This is a genomic window from Clostridium isatidis, from assembly GCF_002285495.1.
Lineage (GTDB): Bacteria > Bacillota > Clostridia > Clostridiales > Clostridiaceae > Clostridium > Clostridium isatidis.
This window is the reverse complement of the sequence record NZ_CP016786.1, coordinates 884778-901463: the sequence shown is the minus strand read 5'-3', so window position 1 is coordinate 901463 and position 16686 is coordinate 884778. Positions and strand designations below refer to the sequence as shown.

At 27.2% G+C, this 16686-nt stretch carries 15 protein-coding genes and 1 pseudogene; 2 read left to right on the top strand and 14 right to left on the bottom strand.

The window, feature by feature from the left end; translation table 11 throughout:
- Window positions 1-15: 15 nt before the first annotated feature.
- The 9 genes and pseudogenes from BEN51_RS04325 to BEN51_RS04285 form a co-directional block, all read right to left on the bottom strand.
- Complete coding sequence (locus BEN51_RS04325) at window positions 16-1518, bottom strand: carboxypeptidase M32 (protein ID WP_119864860.1); 1503 nt, start codon at window positions 1516-1518, stop codon at window positions 16-18.
- A 47-nt stretch (window positions 1519-1565) separates the two neighbouring features.
- A complete protein-coding gene (locus BEN51_RS04320; RefSeq protein ID WP_119864859.1) occupies window positions 1566-2480 on the bottom strand; it encodes a GNAT family N-acetyltransferase in 915 nt (304 codons plus the stop codon).
- A 114-nt stretch (window positions 2481-2594) separates the two neighbouring features.
- A pseudogene (locus tag BEN51_RS04315) lies at window positions 2595-4501 on the bottom strand (bifunctional 4-hydroxy-3-methylbut-2-enyl diphosphate reductase/30S ribosomal protein S1).
- 59 nt (window positions 4502-4560) lie between these two features.
- Complete coding sequence (gene cmk, locus BEN51_RS04310) at window positions 4561-5214, bottom strand: (d)CMP kinase (RefSeq protein WP_119864858.1); 654 nt, start codon at window positions 5212-5214, stop codon at window positions 4561-4563.
- 85 nt (window positions 5215-5299) lie between these two features.
- Entirely contained in the window at window positions 5300-6523 is a 1224-nt protein-coding gene (locus BEN51_RS04305) for a BaiN/RdsA family NAD(P)/FAD-dependent oxidoreductase (protein ID WP_119864857.1), read from the bottom strand.
- Window positions 6524-6658: 135 nt separating this feature from the next.
- Window positions 6659-7555: a MurR/RpiR family transcriptional regulator gene (locus BEN51_RS04300; protein WP_119864856.1), complete on the bottom strand. Its 897-nt coding sequence runs from the start codon at window positions 7553-7555 to the stop codon at window positions 6659-6661.
- Between the two features lie 126 nt (window positions 7556-7681).
- Window positions 7682-8233: a tRNA 5-(aminomethyl)-2-thiouridylate-methyltransferase MnmM gene (mnmM, locus tag BEN51_RS04295; protein WP_119864855.1), complete on the bottom strand. Its 552-nt coding sequence runs from the start codon at window positions 8231-8233 to the stop codon at window positions 7682-7684.
- 11 nt (window positions 8234-8244) lie between these two features.
- A complete protein-coding gene (locus BEN51_RS04290; protein WP_119864854.1) occupies window positions 8245-8955 on the bottom strand; it encodes a pseudouridine synthase in 711 nt (236 codons plus the stop codon).
- A gap of 164 nt (window positions 8956-9119) precedes the next feature.
- Complete coding sequence (locus BEN51_RS04285; protein ID WP_119864853.1) at window positions 9120-9983, bottom strand: SDR family oxidoreductase; 864 nt, start codon at window positions 9981-9983, stop codon at window positions 9120-9122.
- A gap of 148 nt (window positions 9984-10131) precedes the next feature.
- Between BEN51_RS04285 and ilvA the strand changes: the two genes are divergently transcribed.
- Window positions 10132-11331 carry a threonine ammonia-lyase gene (gene ilvA / locus BEN51_RS04280; RefSeq protein ID WP_119864852.1) on the top strand — a complete coding sequence of 400 codons (1200 nt, stop codon included), beginning with the start codon at window positions 10132-10134 and terminating at the stop codon, window positions 11329-11331.
- Window positions 11332-11502: 171 nt separating this feature from the next.
- Here the strand turns inward: ilvA and BEN51_RS04275 are convergent, their stop codons facing one another.
- The 5 genes from BEN51_RS04275 to BEN51_RS04255 form a co-directional block, all read right to left on the bottom strand.
- Window positions 11503-12012, bottom strand: a complete 510-nt coding sequence (locus tag BEN51_RS04275) for a hypothetical protein (protein ID WP_119864851.1) — start codon at window positions 12010-12012, stop codon at window positions 11503-11505.
- A gap of 60 nt (window positions 12013-12072) precedes the next feature.
- Window positions 12073-12801 (bottom strand): HAD-IB family hydrolase, encoded by a 729-nt coding sequence (locus tag BEN51_RS04270; protein WP_119864850.1) that lies wholly within the window; start codon window positions 12799-12801, stop codon window positions 12073-12075.
- A 181-nt stretch (window positions 12802-12982) separates the two neighbouring features.
- The gene (locus tag BEN51_RS04265) at window positions 12983-14488 is read right to left on the bottom strand and encodes a DUF1846 domain-containing protein (RefSeq protein ID WP_119864849.1); all 1506 of its coding nucleotides are present in this window, start codon (window positions 14486-14488) and stop codon (window positions 12983-12985) included.
- Between the two features lie 111 nt (window positions 14489-14599).
- Entirely contained in the window at window positions 14600-15529 is a 930-nt protein-coding gene (locus tag BEN51_RS04260; RefSeq protein ID WP_119864848.1) for a DUF6414 family protein, read from the bottom strand.
- 62 nt (window positions 15530-15591) lie between these two features.
- A complete protein-coding gene (locus tag BEN51_RS04255) occupies window positions 15592-15924 on the bottom strand; it encodes a hypothetical protein (protein WP_119864847.1) in 333 nt (110 codons plus the stop codon).
- Between the two features lie 352 nt (window positions 15925-16276).
- Between BEN51_RS04255 and BEN51_RS04250 the strand changes: the two genes are divergently transcribed.
- Entirely contained in the window at window positions 16277-16666 is a 390-nt protein-coding gene (locus tag BEN51_RS04250; protein WP_119864846.1) for a PadR family transcriptional regulator, read from the top strand.
- Window positions 16667-16686: the final 20 nt, after the last annotated feature.

The following is a 16686-nucleotide window of genomic DNA, read 5'->3' as shown; positions in this document are numbered from 1 at the left end:
TCCTTAACAATATCTTTATTTAACATTATAAATTCTATAATATTTATTTTTTAAATACTCAATAAAATACTTTGGATTTAACTCTTCTCCAGTTATATTTTTTATAAGTTCATTTGGAGTATAAAGAGCACCATGTCTATGAACTTTTTCCTTCAACCATTCATTAATTTCTGTAAATTTACCTTCTTTTAAATCCTCAAATATATCAGGCTTTTCATTAATTAAGGTATTTAAGAATTGGGCACCATATAAATTTCCTAAAGCATAGCTTGGAAAATATCCAAAAGATCCATCTGACCAATGCATGTCTTGTAAAATGCCTTCAGCATCATTTTTAGGTTCAACACCTAGATATTCTCTATACTTTTTATTCCACATTTTTTTTAAATCCTCTACTTTAATTCTTCCATTTATTAAATCTTTTTCAATTTCATATCTTATGATAATGTGAAGACCATATGTTAATTCATCTGCTTCAGTTCTTATTAATGAAGCTTCCACATAATTCATTGCTTCATAGAACTCATCTAAAGAAACATTCTTGAAATCGTCAAAATACTCTTTAGCTAGAGGAAGTAAATAAGAGCAAAATTCTTTGCTTCTTCCTAAAATATTTTCATAAAATCTTGATTGCGATTCATGAATAGCCATAGATGCACCAATTTGAAGCCCTGTGCCTTCTAAATCATCACTTATATTTTGTTCATAAATTCCATGTCCGCCTTCATGAATTGTACTAAATAAAGCTGAAGTAAACTCATCTTCATGATAGTTAGTTGTTAATCTTACATCCTTATTGCCAAAGTTTGTTGTAAATGGATGAACACTAACATCTAATCTTCCTGCCTTCATATCAAATCCTATTTTTTCTAGAACCCTTAAGGAAAGTTCCTTTTGCTTTTCCGCATTAAAATGACCATATAAAAAATCTCTATTTATATTTTTACTACTTTCTTTTATCTTACTTAATATTTCTATAATACCAACTTTTAATTCATTAAATATTTTATCAAGTTTTTCTGTTGTTAAGCCTAATTCATATTTATCTAATAATGTATCATATTTATCATTATTATATCCCCAATATTCAATAAATTCCTGAGTATACTTTACAACCTTTTCTAAATGAGGCTTAAATATTTCAAAATCCTTAGCTTCCTTTGCTTTTTCCCAAGCTATTTCTGCGTTACTGCATATCCCCACAAATTCAACATATTTTTCTTGAGGAATTTTTTTAGTTTCATTATATTTTCTTTCAAGCTCTTCTAACATTCTACATTGTAACTTATTCATTTTATCTTTGTATGGAGATAAATCTTCTATAAAATTCTTTACTGTATCACTTGTAAGCATTTTAAAGCTTTCTTCTGAAAGATATTGAAGAAGCTCCCCCCTATTTTCTCCTGCCTTTTCCGGCATATTAGTTCTCATATCCCAATAAATTAATGCAATAGCTTGATTTAATTTTTCATATTTTTTTAAATAATCCTTTAGTTCATTTATTTTCTTATCCAACATCAGCTTTTCCTCCTAACTCCAAACTACTAACTCCAAACTCCTAACTGTTATAGTTCTCTCTGCCATAAGGTTATATTATCTATAAATTTAAACCCAATCCATTTATATAAATTAATAGCTTTTAAATTTTCATAATCTACTCTAATATATAATTCCTTGATACCATAATTTTTTGCTTTTAAAATTATTTCATGCAATAGTAATTTCCCAAGACCAATACCTCTTAATCTCTCTATAATACCAAAATTTACAATAGTATACATGTTTCTATTATCAATTATTTGACCATATCCAACAGCTTCATCCCCTAACATCCCAAAAAAGCAAAAATCCTTTAGATAATAATCCTGACCCATATCCATATATATATCCTCAATAGTTAGTGGCTTTCTATTTAAATCTGCAAATATTTGATTTTGAATATCACAACGAAGAGCTTCGTCCTTGCCCTCAATAAATTTTCTAACTTTAAATCTAGAACTATAATAATTAAGATTATTTTTAACTAAGTTATCCTTTAATTTTGAATATATATTGTTAATTTCCTTATCCTTGTTATAATATCTTAAATCCAGGCTCATTAAAATTGAATATCTGCTTTTATTAAAACCTAATTTCATTAATTCAGTATTTCTTTTACTCTTATTAAATACCTCATAGAATAAAATATTACGATTAAAAAAATCTAGAGTACTTTCATTTAATAAGGGAATAAACTCAGGTTCTATATATAAAGCCCAAACTCTAACATATCTATCTACAGGAGGCTCATACCATATGTATCCTACATGATTATCATTAATTTTAATTATTTTAATAAACTTTCTATATAAATATTTCATTACGAAGTTTTGCTTATCATATAATTCAAAAAAATCTTTATCATAACTTACTCTTTTTAGACTTTTAGAATGAAGTTTTCTTAAGGCTTCTATATTATTTAATCCTATTTTCTCTAACATCTCATACCCCTCTAGCGTTGAAAAAATACGGTACCTTTACTAATATTCTGCAAATTACATTATATTATAAAAGAACACACATATAATAATATGCGTGTTCTAATTTCATTATTACTACTCAGCATCTTTGATGCTAAGAGCAATCTTCTTGTTTTCTGAATCTACTGATAAAATTAAGGCCTTTACTTCTTCCCCTATGCTTAAAGCATCTGATGGTGTATTGATTCTATCATGAGAGATTTTTGATATATGAACTAAGCCATCTACTCCTGGTTCTAATTCTACAAAAGCTCCAAAGTCTGTCATTCTAACTACTTTTCCAAGAACAACTGAACCTTCTGGATATTTTTCTTCTACTCTGCTCCATGGTTCTTCTGTTAATGCCTTAATACTCAAAGATAGTCTATTAGCTTCCCTGTCAGCGCTTATTACCTTAGCATCAACTATTTGACCTTTCTTTAATACGCTTTCAGCTGATTTAACATGGCTCCATGATATTTGAGATAGATGAATTAAACCATCAATTCCATTTACATCTGCAAAAGCACCGAAATCAGTAAATCTTTTAATTTCTGCCTTTACTACATCGCCTTCTTTTATAGAACTCCATGCTTTATCTTCAATTTCTTTTTGTCTTTCTTCTAAAATAACTCTTCTTGAAGCAACAATTTTTGATGGATTTTCAAAGGAGAAATCTATTAATCTTACTTCTAATTCTGTACCAACTAAATCACTTCTATCTTTAGCAAATCTAATATCAACTTGTGATAGAGGTACAAATACTCTTACTCCCTTATAATAACCTGTTAATCCCTTTTCCTTAGCTTCTTTAATTTTTAGGTTAAAGCTTTCTTTATTGTTATATAATTTTTCAAGTTCATTTAGTGCTTCTTTCTTTTCATATTCTAATCTTGAAAGAACAACATTTCCATCTTCATTTTTTAATTTAATGACCCTTGCTTCAATTTCATCTCCAACTTTGATTGTAGAAATATAATTTTCTAAATTTTCTTCAATTGTTAGTTCTTTTAAAGGTATTATTCCATCAACTTTATATCCAATTAGTGATACTATAACTTCATCTCTGTTGATTGATAAAATTTCCCCCTTAACTTCATCCCCAATTTTAAATTTTCTATCCATCTCTTCCATTAATTTTAATTGATCTTCCATTAATTATTTCCCTCCATAATATCAATGACTTCTTTTATAATCCAGTCAGGAGTAGATGCACCAGCAGTTATCCCAACTTTTTTACCTTTATTGGATTCAATAAATTCTTTAGTAAGCTCCTTAGCATTTTCTATATGTATTGTATTACTGCAATTTTTCTTAGCTATTTCATATAACTTAGTTGTATTTGAACTATTTCTACCACCGATTACAATCATAGTATCAACAATTTTTGATAAATTATCAGCGCTTTTTTGTCTTACTTCTGTTGCCTGACAAATAGTATTAAAAGCTAATACTTCCTTTGATTTTAAGGATAGGTTTGTTACTGTATTTTTCCAATTTTCTTGTTTTTCTGTTGTTTGTGACACAACACAAATTTTATTAGGTAATTTCTCATCAAAACTACCATCTTTAGTTATTATAGCACTATCATTACACCATCCGTTAATTCCAATTACTTCGGGATGTTTTTTATCTCCTAAAATAACTATATTATAACCCTTTTCAGAAAATTTATTTACCTTCTTTTGAATATTTGTTACATATGGGCATGTAGCATTGACAACAATTAATCCTCTATTTTCCAAATCTTCAATAACTTTCTTAGTTACACCATGTGATCTTATAACTATAACATCATCTTGTTCTAACTGATCTATTTCATTATAATCTATAGCAAATATATTATTTTCTTCTAAATAATTAACAACATCATTATTATGTATTAAAGGACCTAATGTATAGATTTTTTTATTATACTGCTTTTGAATCTTTATAGCTTCTTCTACAGCTCTCTGTACTCCAAAGCAAAAGCCTGCATTTTCTGCTAATAATACTTTACTCATAAAAATTTCTCCTATATATTTATATTTTAAATTTATTTTTTTATCCCCTTAATAATAAATTAAAGATTTTTTTCTATAATAGAAGATATTTTTTCTGTTACTTCAAAAATTGATAGATTGGTTGAATCTATTTCTATTGCATCTTCTGCTTTTCTTAATGGATCTACTTCCCTATGACTATCGTAATAATCTCTTTTAATTATATCTTCCAGAATTGTATCGTAGTCTACATCTAATCCTCTCATCTTTAATTCTTTATATCTTCTTTCTGCTCTAGCTTCTGCTGTTGCAGTAAGGAAAAATTTAAATTTTGAATCTTTAAGGACTACTGTACCAATATCTCTTCCATCCATGATGACATCAAATTTCCTTGACATTTCTCTTTGCAGCTTTACAAGTTTTTCTCTAACCTCTTTTATTGCTGCATACTTAGATACAATTACACTAATTTCTGGCATTGTTATCTTATCTTGAATGTTCTCCCCATTTAAAAATAAATCGTCATCTCTAAACTCCATATCCATGGTGTCTATTAGTTTGCACAAGTCTTCTATTTTATTTTCGTCTATATTATTTTCTTTTGCTGCTAAAGCTACGGCTCTATACATAGAACCAGTGTTTATATACATTAAATTAAATCTTTTTGCAACTAGTTTTGCAATAGTGCTTTTTCCTGCACCTGCTGGTCCATCTATGGCAACTGATATTCTCAAAATTATATTCCACCTTTCAAAATTAGAAAACAAAAAACATTTTCTATTAAATTATATTATTTTTATATAATTTTAACAAGTTATTTTAAATATTAGTTCCTGCTAAGTAACCTGTGGAAAGAGCAATTTGTACATTATAACCTCCAGTAAAGGCATCCACATCAATTACTTCCCCTGCAAAGGATAAATTACTTATTAGCTTTGATTTCATTGTAGATGGATCAATTTCTAAAGTATTTACTCCTCCTGAAGTTACAATTGCTTCTTCAATTGGTCTTAAACCTTTAACCCGAAAGTTTATTTTTTTTAATGACTTAACTAAATTTTTACGTTCCTCTCTTGTAATTTCATTTACTTTTTTATCTCCTTTTATATTTGATAATGAGATTACAAAATTTATTATTCTTTTTGGCAATAAGTCATCTAAAGAATTTTTAAACTCTTTATTTATATACTTTTTAAAATCTTTTTGTAGTCTTTTATCAAGTTCATCTTCTTTTAATGCTGGCTTTAAATCTATGCATACATTATAGTCATTTTCATTATCAATATATCTTGAAGCTTTTAAAGCTAAAGGACCAGAAATACCATATTTAGTGAATGCTATTTCGCCCAATTCCTTAAACAAAGGCTTTTTGCTCTCTTCTTTATAAACACTAAGCTCAATATTCCTTAAATTTAAACCTACTAATTCTTTTTCTACAGTATCCTCAAATTCTATAGGTACTAATGAAGGTTTTAACTCTATAATACTATGGCCTAATTTTTTTGAAAATTTTATTCCATCTCCTGTAGAACCAGTTAAAGGATAAGAAACTCCACCTGTGCAAATAATAAAATGATCCCCCTTTAAAAGCAGATTATTATTTATCTTAACAGCTGTAATTTTGTTTCCCTCAAGTATTATATCAGTAACTTTACTATTTAACTTAATATCAACATTATGCCTTTGAAGACCATTCATAAGACCTTTTATAATATCTGATGATTTATCTGATTGAGGAAATACTCTTCCTCCCCTTTCGGATTTTAATCTTATTCCTTGCTTTTCAAAGAAATCAATGGTATCTTCATTTGTAAAACTATATAATGCACTATAAAGAAAATGAGGATTTCCAATAATATAATCAAAGAATTCAGAAATATCTTTAGAATTTGTAACATTACATCTTCCTTTCCCAGTAATAAAAAGCTTTTTACCTACCTTTTCATTTCTTTCTAATAATATTACCTCATTATTATTTTTTGCAGCAGATATTGCTGCCATCATGCCTGCCGGTCCAGCTCCTATAACTATTACTTTCTTCATTTTATCCTCCTGTTTTGGCTATATATTTAATAAAATAGCATTTATATTTTTACACTTCAGAAAAACAGAAAAAGTGCTAAGTATAAAGTTATACTCAACACTCCTAGTTCCAAACTACTAACTCCAAACTAACATTTAGTCATCCGAAACATTTCTATTATTATATGAATATACATTATAATTTGTCCAAATCTCCTCTAGATTATTAAATACATTTGTAATATTGTTTTTCTCTCTCATTCCAACTGAAATTATTAGTGCATTAATTACAGATAAAGGAGCAACTAGTGAATCAACAAAGGAAGCCATATTGCTTTGTGCAATTAATGTATAATCAGCCTTTGAAGCAAGTGGAGATAAAAGACTATCAGTAATGGCTACTACTACAGCTCCTCTATCTTTTGTAAAAGATAAGGCATCTATTGTTCTTGAAGCATATCGTGGAAAACCAATTCCAATTACTAAATCTCCTTCCCCAACATTTATCATTTGCTCAAATATATCTGAAATTCCATAACTTACAGTCTTAACATTTTGTAAAATAATATTCAAATAAAAGCCTAAAAATTCAGCTAATGCTGTTGAACTTCTTAAACCTAATATATATATTCTTTTAGCTTCAAATATTTTATTTACTACTTCTTCAAAAGTATTGTAATTAATTTTTTCAAGAGTTGATCTTATATTTTCAATATCTGCCTTAAGTACAGCCTTTAAAGCATAGCCAACATCTGAGTATTCTTCAGACAATTCTAACCTTTGCACTGTAGTAAGTTTATTTTTTATTAATTCCTGTAGTGCTTTTTGAAGCTTTGGGTAACCAGAAAATCCTAATTCAGTAGCAAATCTAACTACTGTTGACTCTGAAACTCCCACTGCAGCACCTAGTTTCGCTGCAGTCATAAAGGCGGCTTTATCATAATTATTTAAAATATATTCTGAAATCAATTTTTGTCCTTTACTTAATCTAGGAAATTTAGATTTAATTAAACGTAATAGATCCTTTGAATCATCTTTTAGATTACTATCCATCTGCATCCCTTCTTTTCGAAAAATTTAACAATCTTTTAAATATATATTAACATCTTTTGAATAATTCATCAATTAAAATTTCATTTTGTGAATAATTAATATTAATTTGTATATCAAAATATAAATTTATAAATTTTTCTTTTTCTCCACAACAACTAAAATAGGTGCTCTTTCATCTCTGTTTAAGTAAGAATGAAGCATAACTCCAAATTTACTTTTATCTAGTTTTGTTAAATATTCTAATATGCAAGACTCCTCTACCTTACCTTCATTATGTCCTCTATATATACAAATTGTCATAATTCCTCCATTATTTAATAACTCTAAACCTTTTTTAATGCTTATTAAAGATGTATCATGCATTGTAGTGATGTTTTTATCTCCTCCAGGTAGAAAACCTAAATTATACATTATACAATCTACTTTTTCTTCTATATATTTATTAAATAAATGATGGGAAGCGTTAATAATTTTTACATTCTTCAAATTTTTTAATAAGTATTTTTCACAGGCTTCCTTTTGTATATCAAAACTATAGACCTTAGCAAATTTGTCTGCTAAAAAATCCGTATCGTTGCCATTTCCTAGGGTTCCATCTATTGCAACATTTTTGTCCATAACAAATTTATCTATTATATAATGAGATAAATCGCTTATACTAGCTACGTATTTAAACATATTACCTCTCCCTATAATGAATTAATATAATCTAATTCCTTTTTAGTTAAATTTCTGTATTCTCCTTTTTTTAAATTTCCTAATTTTATTTCTCCAATTGAAATTCTTTTTAATTTAATAACTTCATGTCCTAAGGCTAAGCACATTCTTCTAATCTGCCTATTCTTTCCTTCGTGAATTATTATTTCTACTAAGCTTTTATCTTTCTTAACTTCTAACACCTTAATTTTAGCTTCTGCAGTAATATATCCTCCTATATCAATTCCAATTTGAAATTTCTTTAATTCCTCTTCTGAAAAGATACCTTTGCATAAAGCAATATATTTTTTATTTAAGTTTACTCGTGGATGAATGATTTTATTATAAATTTCACCATCATTAGTTAATAATAATAAACCAGAACTATCATAATCTAATCTTCCAATTGGAAAAATTCTTTCCTTAACCTTCACTATATCTAAAACAGTCTTTCTTCCTTTTTCATCTTTAACAGAAGTTATATAGCCTTCAGGTTTATTTAACATTATATATACTTTTTGACTTTCTTTTTTTATTTCTTTACCCTTAAAATATATTTTGTCCTTTTCTGGATTAACCTTTACTCCTAATTCTTTTACAACTTTATCATTTACCCTTACTTCTCCTGCAAGAATATATTCTTCACATTTTCTTCTAGAGGCTACTCCGCAGCTAGCCATATATTTTTGTAATCTTTCTTCCATAAAATCACTCCGTATCAATTATAACAATAATAATAGTACCTTAGTATTATGTTTTACGCAATAAAGATTTAGTTTAATATCATATAAAAAGGAACATCTTAATGAAATTAAAAAGATGTTCCTTATAGATATCTATTATTAAATGTAACAGCAGCTCTATGTTTTTATGAATTAGCTATTTCTCCACCATTCACATGTATTGTTTCTCCTGTAATATAGGAAGCCCCATCACTTGCCAAAAACACATAACTTTCTGCTAGTTCAACAGGCTGGCCTGCTCTTCCGCTAGGATTTTGACCTCCAAATTGAGATACAGCCTCTGGAGTATCTGAAGCAGGAATTAATGGGCTCCAAACTGGTCCCGGAGCAACTGCATTTACTCTAATTCCTCTTCCTACTAAATTTAAAGCCAAAGATCTTGTAAAACTAACTAAAGCGCCCTTACTCATAGAATAATCTATTAATTTCTTATTTCCCTTATAAGCAGTAATTGAAGTTGTATTAATTATACAATCTCCCTTCTTTAAGTGTTTTAATGCTTCTCTAGTTAAATAAAAAGGACCATATATATTTGTTCTAAAGGTTCTATCAAACTGCTCGTTAGTTATTTCCTCTAAAGAATTACAAACATGCTGTTCAGCTGCATTGTTTACTAAAATATTTATAGCTTTAAATCTATTTATAACCTGACTAATGGCAGATGTGCAAAAAGCAGGATCTCCTATATCACCTGGAATTAATAAACATTCACCATTCATTTTCTCAATTTCCTCTTTTGTTTTGTTTGCATCATCATGTTCATTTAAGTAAATTATAGCAACCTTTGCCCCTTCTCGAGCAAAAGCTACTGATACAGCCCTTCCTATTCCACTATCACCACCAGTAATAACTGCCACCTTTCCTTTTAACCTATTACTTCCTAGAATTGTTTCATCCTTATATATAGGTTTAGGATTCATCTTTTCCTCTATACCTGGTTGTACATTTTGCTTTTGGGGAGGAAAAGTTTTTGGAAAATTATCATTCATTAATTAACCCTCCTTTTAAAGACTATATTAATATTTTCTATTCTTTAAAACAAAATATACATGTAATAAATTTTATATATCTATATTTTTCTTAAAATGGTATAATATTTACAGGTTTTATATTGATTATTTATAGAGGTGTAAACGTATGCATTTAAAAAATCTTCAAAAGGCAAGAAATAACATAAAAGAGGTTATATTAAAAACACCATTAATATATAGCCCCTTTTTTTCCAAAGAAGCAAAAAATACTATTTATATTAAATGTGAAAATTTACAGATTACTGGTGCATATAAAATTAGAGGTGCTCTAAATAAAATCAGCTCCCTTTCTGAAGAAGAAAGAAAACTTGGTGTAGTTTGTTCTTCTGCTGGTAATCATGCTCAAGGAGTTGCCTACGCTTCAAATATGTTAGGAGTAAAGTCTACTATTGTTATGCCCAAAAATACTCCTTTCCTGAAAGTTCAATCAACAAAAAATTATGGAGGAAATGTTATCCTTTATGGTGATTGTTATGATGATGCTTATCTAAAAGCAAAAGAAATAGAAAAAGAAACTGGTTCTATTTTCATTCATCCTTTTAACGACTTAAATGTTATTTATGGACAAGGTACAATAGCTTTAGAAATTTTTGAACAACTTAATAATGTAGATATGATAATATGCCCAATTGGAGGCGGCGGCTTAATAAGCGGCATAGCTCTTGCTGCAAAAGAAATTAATCCATCTGTACAAATAATAGGCGTCCAAGCTGAAGGGGCTAATGCAATGGAATTAAGCTTTAAAAATAAAAAACTAACTTCTTTAAATTCGGTAAATACAATTGCAGATGGAATAGCAGTTAAATCTCCAGGAAAGCAAACTTTTAACATTATAAAGGATTTTGTTGATAATATTATAACCGTTTCTGACAATGAAATTTCAAAGTCCTTTTTAGATCTTTGTGAAAAGCAAAAACTAGTTGTAGAAGCTTCAGGGGCTACCAGCTTAGCTGCCTTGAAGAAAATAAATGTTACAAATAAAAATATTGTTTCCGTTGTTAGCGGAGGTAATATTGATATGCTTACTATTTCTTCATTATTAAAGGATGGTTTAGTAAAAAGAAAAAGACTATTCTGTTTTTCCTTAGAATTACCAAATTGCCCTGGTCAAATTTATAAAATTTCTAAAGCTCTATATGAATTGAATGCAAATGTGGTTCAATTGGAACATAACCAATTTAAAGCTGGTAATAGAATTAAAAATGTACTACTAGAAGCAACTGTTGAAACAAATGGAGAAGAACATATTAAATTAATTAAAGATGAATTTTTAAATATGGGATACAAGATAAAGCAAATTTTTTAATAAGTGATAATGTATCGAAAGCTGATAGATATTCAATTTGATAATTATAAACAAATAAAATGCATTGTAATTTTACAAGATCTTACAATGCATTTTTCCTAACTGAATATTGAATTTTCTCAATTTAATTAATAAGTCTGTATTATTTAATATTTATGTAAAAAATATTTCTTAAATTATTGAATGTAATACAAGATTAATAAAGTCTTCTTTCTTTGACTTTAAAAATTCTCCATAATACTCTTTATTATCTTCTTTCAAATTATTAATTTCGGATAAAATAAAATTATCTATATCATTTTTATATCTTAATTCTATCTCTTCTTTAATCTTTAATAAGTTTTCATAGCTTTGATCTTTTTTGTATTTTCTTATTAAAGAATCTAGATAAGTATTATATTTTTTTATTTTATAAACTATTTTATCTATATTTTTCTTTTTATTTTTTATATAACTCTTTTCATATTCCAATTTCTTTTTGTATAAATTATTAACTAAATGTTTTTCACAATTTATTTCTATTTCTACCAATTCACTTGTTAAGGATTTTTCTATTAAGAGTTCAGCTAATTTATTATCATTTTCTAAACTATCTAAAAAATTCTTTCCTCCAACTATTTCAATCGCTTTTTTTAACTGCTTTATTTTTTCTTCTAAAACTTTATTTTTAATTTCTATCATTATAATCCCCTTCTATGAATGAAAACTATTTTTCCTTAGCTTATTATTTAGCATAAGATATTAAATGATTTTAACGGTATCTAAATCGATGCTATACACAACATCCTTTCGTTCAACTATTACATTAATTTTTTCTTTTACCTCTTCACTTTCCATAACCTTATCTATCAACTCTCTTGTAGGATTAATAGCATATGGATTTCCCACTGATTTAAACATTGTAAAATCTCCTGATGTATCACCATAAGCATAGCTATTTTCTAAATCTATATTATATTTACTTGCAAGCTCTGTTAAAGCCTTAAGCTTACTTTCATGATCCCACATAGGAATTACTTCTCCGTTATAATTATTTAGAAAATCTAATTGATATATCGTTCCCCTATAATCATCCATATTATATTTCTCAGACATTTCCTTAACTAATTCTACAGGGGATCCTGAAATTGCAATTACTAAATGACCTTGCTCCTTATGCCACTTAAGTCTATCTCTTGTAAAAGTATATACCCTATCTCCATTTTGTTCAATTACTCTTTTTGCAATATACTCTACATAAGATTTATTTACTCCCTTTATTGCTTCTATATATACATCAACCATTTTTGAAAGGTAATCATCATAATCCCCTTGTCTTTTATCCCATTTAATATAAGAAGGTCTTACATCTTTATACCATCTATCTTCACTTACTAGTTCATATTTTATGATTTTTTTAAATACTTCTGTTATTAAGCCTTCCCTATATATTGTTCCATCTATATCGAAAAATGCTGCTATCTTTTTCATAATATCCCTCCTTTATTGTTATTTACTATATCATTTGTTTTTCAAAAACTTACTTTTTATAGTATTAGAATATTATTTAATAATATATATCATATTTTTATTTTTGTCATTATTTTTATAAAAAAATAGAGAAAATAGTTTTATACTATCCTCTCTATAATCTCTTTAAGAATATTAGCTACTATATGTAATATAATTTTTCACTTTCAAATTCTGGATCACAAGTTACATCTATTCCTAATCTTCTGAAAGTTTGCTCATCATTAGATGATATTAATGTAGTTGAATGGGCTTGGCAATCCTTTAGACAAGTTAACTTTTCTAAAGCTACTTGAGTAGTAGGATTGGTAGCTGCGCATATACTTAAAGCAATTAATATTTCTTCACAATTTAATGAAGTTTGTTTTATACCTAAGGTCTTAGATTTTAAATTTATTATTGGTTCTAATATTACTGGGGATAATAGATGGATATTATCTGCTATATTAGCTAAATATTTTATAGCATTTAAAATTACTGCAGCAGATGCATCCATTATTTCTGACTTTCTACCAGTTACAATCTTTCCATCTTCAAGTTCTAATGCAACAACTGAATATGCATCATTTTTATTTAATAATTGTTTCTTATTTTGTGCATATTCTCTAGCAGGTAAAACTACTCTTCTATCAGTTTCTTTTAAATTCAATTCTTCCATAATTAGTTTTGCTCTATCAGCTGTATCTTTATTTACATAACCTTTTTTATACTCACATATAGTCTTAAAATATCTTCTAATTATTTCTTGTTTTGACGCTTCCTTAACAACTTCATCATCAATTATACCAAAACCTACTCTATTAACTCCCATATCTGTAGGAGATTTATATATAGATTCTTTACCAGTAATTTTCTCTATTATTCTTTTTAATAATGGAAAACTTTCTATATCTCTATTGTAATTAACTGCAACCTTATTATAAGCATCAAAATGGAAAGAATCTATCATGTTTACATCCTTTAAATCAACTGTTGCTGCTTCATAGGCAATATTTAACGGATGTTTAAGAGGAACATTCCAAACAGGGAAGGTTTCAAATTTTGAATATCCAGCCTTTTTTCCTCTTCTAAATTCATGATAAAGTTGACTTAAGCAAGTTCCTAATTTTCCACTTCCTGGCCCTGGTCCCGTTACTACTACTATTGGTTTAGTAGTTTCAACATATGGATTTTCTCCATATCCTTCATCACTTACTATTGTATCTACATCAGTTGGATATCCTTTTGTTGTCTTATGCTTATAAACCTTAATCCCTCTGCGTTCTAATTTATTAATAAAGACTTTTGTAGAAGGCTGTGATTCATATCTTGTTATTACAACACTGTTTACATCTAAATCATATGATCTTAAATCATCAATTAATCTAAATACTTCTAAATCATAAGTTGTACCAAAATCACCTCTGATTTTATTTCTTTCTATATCTCCAGCATATACGCAGATTATAACTTCTACCTTTTCTCTAAGTTTATGAAGAAGTTTAATTTTTGCATTTTCATCAAAACCTGGCAGTACTCTTTTAGCATGTAAGTCATACATTAATTTCCCACCAAATTCCAGATACAATTTATCATAATTATTTACTCTTTCTAATATGTATTTAGATTGTTCTTCTAAGTATTTTTTATGGTCGAATCCTATCTTCATATTTCTTCCCTTTCCTCATTTTTCACTGTATAATTCCAAATTTATATTATATACTACTTTAAGTTATCTTACTAGCTATATTATTACATAAAAATAAAAAGCATATACAAATTATATGCATATGCTTATAGGTAATATCATAATCATTTTTCCTTTTATATTACACTCTACCTTTTGTGGCAATATTATATTATTCCTTTCTAATAGCTTTAAATATGGGTCTATATAATTTAGTAGATCTTCATAATAATTTTCCTGAGAAGATTTTCTTAACAAACTTATACATTTAGCATTATCTTCTTTTACCATCATAACTTTTCCAAAAATTTTGCAATTACAATGAACAATATCAAACATATTAAAATGACTATTTAAAAAATTATTTTCATTAACAGGAAGCAGCAATGATGTATTATTATTTTTAATAATTAAATCTTTTGTTTCATTTACTGAAATTGAATTCTTTAATTCAGTTAATAAATTTCCAATAATATTATAATTTAATTTATATTCTTTCTTATCATTAATTAGATTATTTAAAAAATCATATCCATAACAATTGAAAATTTTTAATAATGTATCAATATAAAAAAGAATTGAAGTATCTTGTACACTACCCCTTATTTCTATATAATCACCTATCTCAATATCTCTTAAATTATTAACTTCTTTAATATTTTTTATACTATTATTTCTTTTTAAAAAATTTACCAAATCACTATGAAAAGTAAAAGAAGTACTTATTTTTTTAATTTCCTGTTCATTTCTATCAAAATCTCTTCCTTCAAAGTCAAGACTTTTCTCATTGCCACAATAAGAACTATTAGCATAACTCTTATGTTTAGTTTTATAACCTTCAATTTTATCTTTTCCTTCTTTACTATCCCAACTTTTCCCTTCTTTGTCCGATAAGCTAACAGTTCCCCCTATTGATCTATCCCTAACTTTTTTAAAGGTTCTTATATCAATATATCCATTTAATACTACAGAATTTAAATTTCTTATTAAGTTTTCATCTAGGTATACTAATAGATCTAACATATTAATCCTCCAAAAGAAATAATAGCATTATAACTTATTATATTAATCTTTTGGATATAAGTTTACTTTTGATTCTTGCTAGATAAAATATCTTGAATTTTCTTAAACACAGCTTCTTTTCCATCTATTATTTCTAAATTTCCATCAGCTGCTGCTTCAATCAATCTTGCTAAATTATAACTTTCCTCAAATTCTTTTAATTTTCTATTAAAAGTTCTTTTATTTTTTTCTGCAATTTCAACAGAATATATTTCTTCTCCACAGACGCAGCAAAAGCCTATTTCTTTTTCATATTCCATTTCTCCTAAATTTAATTCCACAACCTCATTAATTTTTTTTGAATAAATCGGCTGAATCTTTTTACACTTCTCGCAAAAATATTTATTATTAAACATAATTTCACCTCATAAGAATAATACCACAAAATTAATAATTTAAAAAAGGATGCATTATGCATCCTTTTTTAAATTATTACCAACAACATCCTAGTAATATTAACCATAATAATGGTGAACAACAATCACAGCCCCAATTACAGCAGCTGTTAAAGCATCCTCTATTACAACATCTATCACAACAACATCTTCTAGACATGTTTATCAACTCCTACTCTTTCGTATATTACATTATATACAGAGAAATTTATTTTGTTCTATTTTTTTTATGTTAAGTATATCTTTTACGAGGATATTATTTAAGTGTATTTTAATAATTTATATGTTATTATAAATAAAAGGAGGTTTTTTTATGGATAACAGAAATCGTCTTATAGCTCCAAGAAATGTTGTTAATACAAAAATGCTATATAGTTTTTATATATTGAAGGAGTTATCTAAGGGTAAGGTTATTTTTGGAAATAAGGTATTAGAAGAATTTAAAAATAGGTTTTCAGAAGCAGCCTTACCTTTTCCAGTCTCATCCAGCACAATATATGAAACTCTTTATTCTTTGGAGGAAAAAGGCTATGTGAAAAGTTCTTGGACCGGTGATGAATTTTTAAATAAGAGAAATAAAAAAATTTATTCTATAACTGATTTGGGAGTTGAATACTATAAAAATCATATTGCTGATTATGTAGATAATTTACGTAAAACAAAGTCTACATTAGATGTTATGATAGAAATGCTAACTCAGTAATGTAGAATTAATAAAAAAAT

What these genes read in the sequence shown, in the direction of transcription:
- BEN51_RS04325 (WP_119864860.1), bottom strand. Translation starts at nt 1,518, where the DNA reads ATGTTGGATAAGAAAATAAATGAACTAAAGGATTATTTAAAAAAATAT.
- BEN51_RS04320 (WP_119864859.1), bottom strand. Translation starts at nt 2,480, where the DNA reads ATGTTAGAGAAAATAGGATTAAATAATATAGAAGCCTTAAGAAAACTT.
- BEN51_RS04305 (WP_119864857.1), bottom strand. Translation starts at nt 6,523, where the DNA reads ATGAAGAAAGTAATAGTTATAGGAGCTGGACCGGCAGGCATGATGGCA.
- BEN51_RS04300 (WP_119864856.1), bottom strand. Translation starts at nt 7,555, where the DNA reads ATGGATAGTAATCTAAAAGATGATTCAAAGGATCTATTACGTTTAATT.
- mnmM (WP_119864855.1), bottom strand. Translation starts at nt 8,233, where the DNA reads ATGTTTAAATACGTAGCTAGTATAAGCGATTTATCTCATTATATAATA.
- BEN51_RS04290 (WP_119864854.1), bottom strand. Translation starts at nt 8,955, where the DNA reads ATGGAAGAAAGATTACAAAAATATATGGCTAGCTGCGGAGTAGCCTCT.
- BEN51_RS04285 (WP_119864853.1), bottom strand. Translation starts at nt 9,983, where the DNA reads ATGAATGATAATTTTCCAAAAACTTTTCCTCCCCAAAAGCAAAATGTA.
- ilvA (WP_119864852.1), top strand. Translation starts at nt 10,132, where the DNA reads ATGCATTTAAAAAATCTTCAAAAGGCAAGAAATAACATAAAAGAGGTT.
- BEN51_RS04275 (WP_119864851.1), bottom strand. Translation starts at nt 12,012, where the DNA reads ATGATAGAAATTAAAAATAAAGTTTTAGAAGAAAAAATAAAGCAGTTA.
- BEN51_RS04270 (WP_119864850.1), bottom strand. Translation starts at nt 12,801, where the DNA reads ATGAAAAAGATAGCAGCATTTTTCGATATAGATGGAACAATATATAGG.
- BEN51_RS04265 (WP_119864849.1), bottom strand. Translation starts at nt 14,488, where the DNA reads ATGAAGATAGGATTCGACCATAAAAAATACTTAGAAGAACAATCTAAA.
- BEN51_RS04260 (WP_119864848.1), bottom strand. Translation starts at nt 15,529, where the DNA reads ATGTTAGATCTATTAGTATACCTAGATGAAAACTTAATAAGAAATTTA.
- BEN51_RS04255 (WP_119864847.1), bottom strand. Translation starts at nt 15,924, where the DNA reads ATGTTTAATAATAAATATTTTTGCGAGAAGTGTAAAAAGATTCAGCCG.
- BEN51_RS04250 (WP_119864846.1), top strand. Translation starts at nt 16,277, where the DNA reads ATGGATAACAGAAATCGTCTTATAGCTCCAAGAAATGTTGTTAATACA.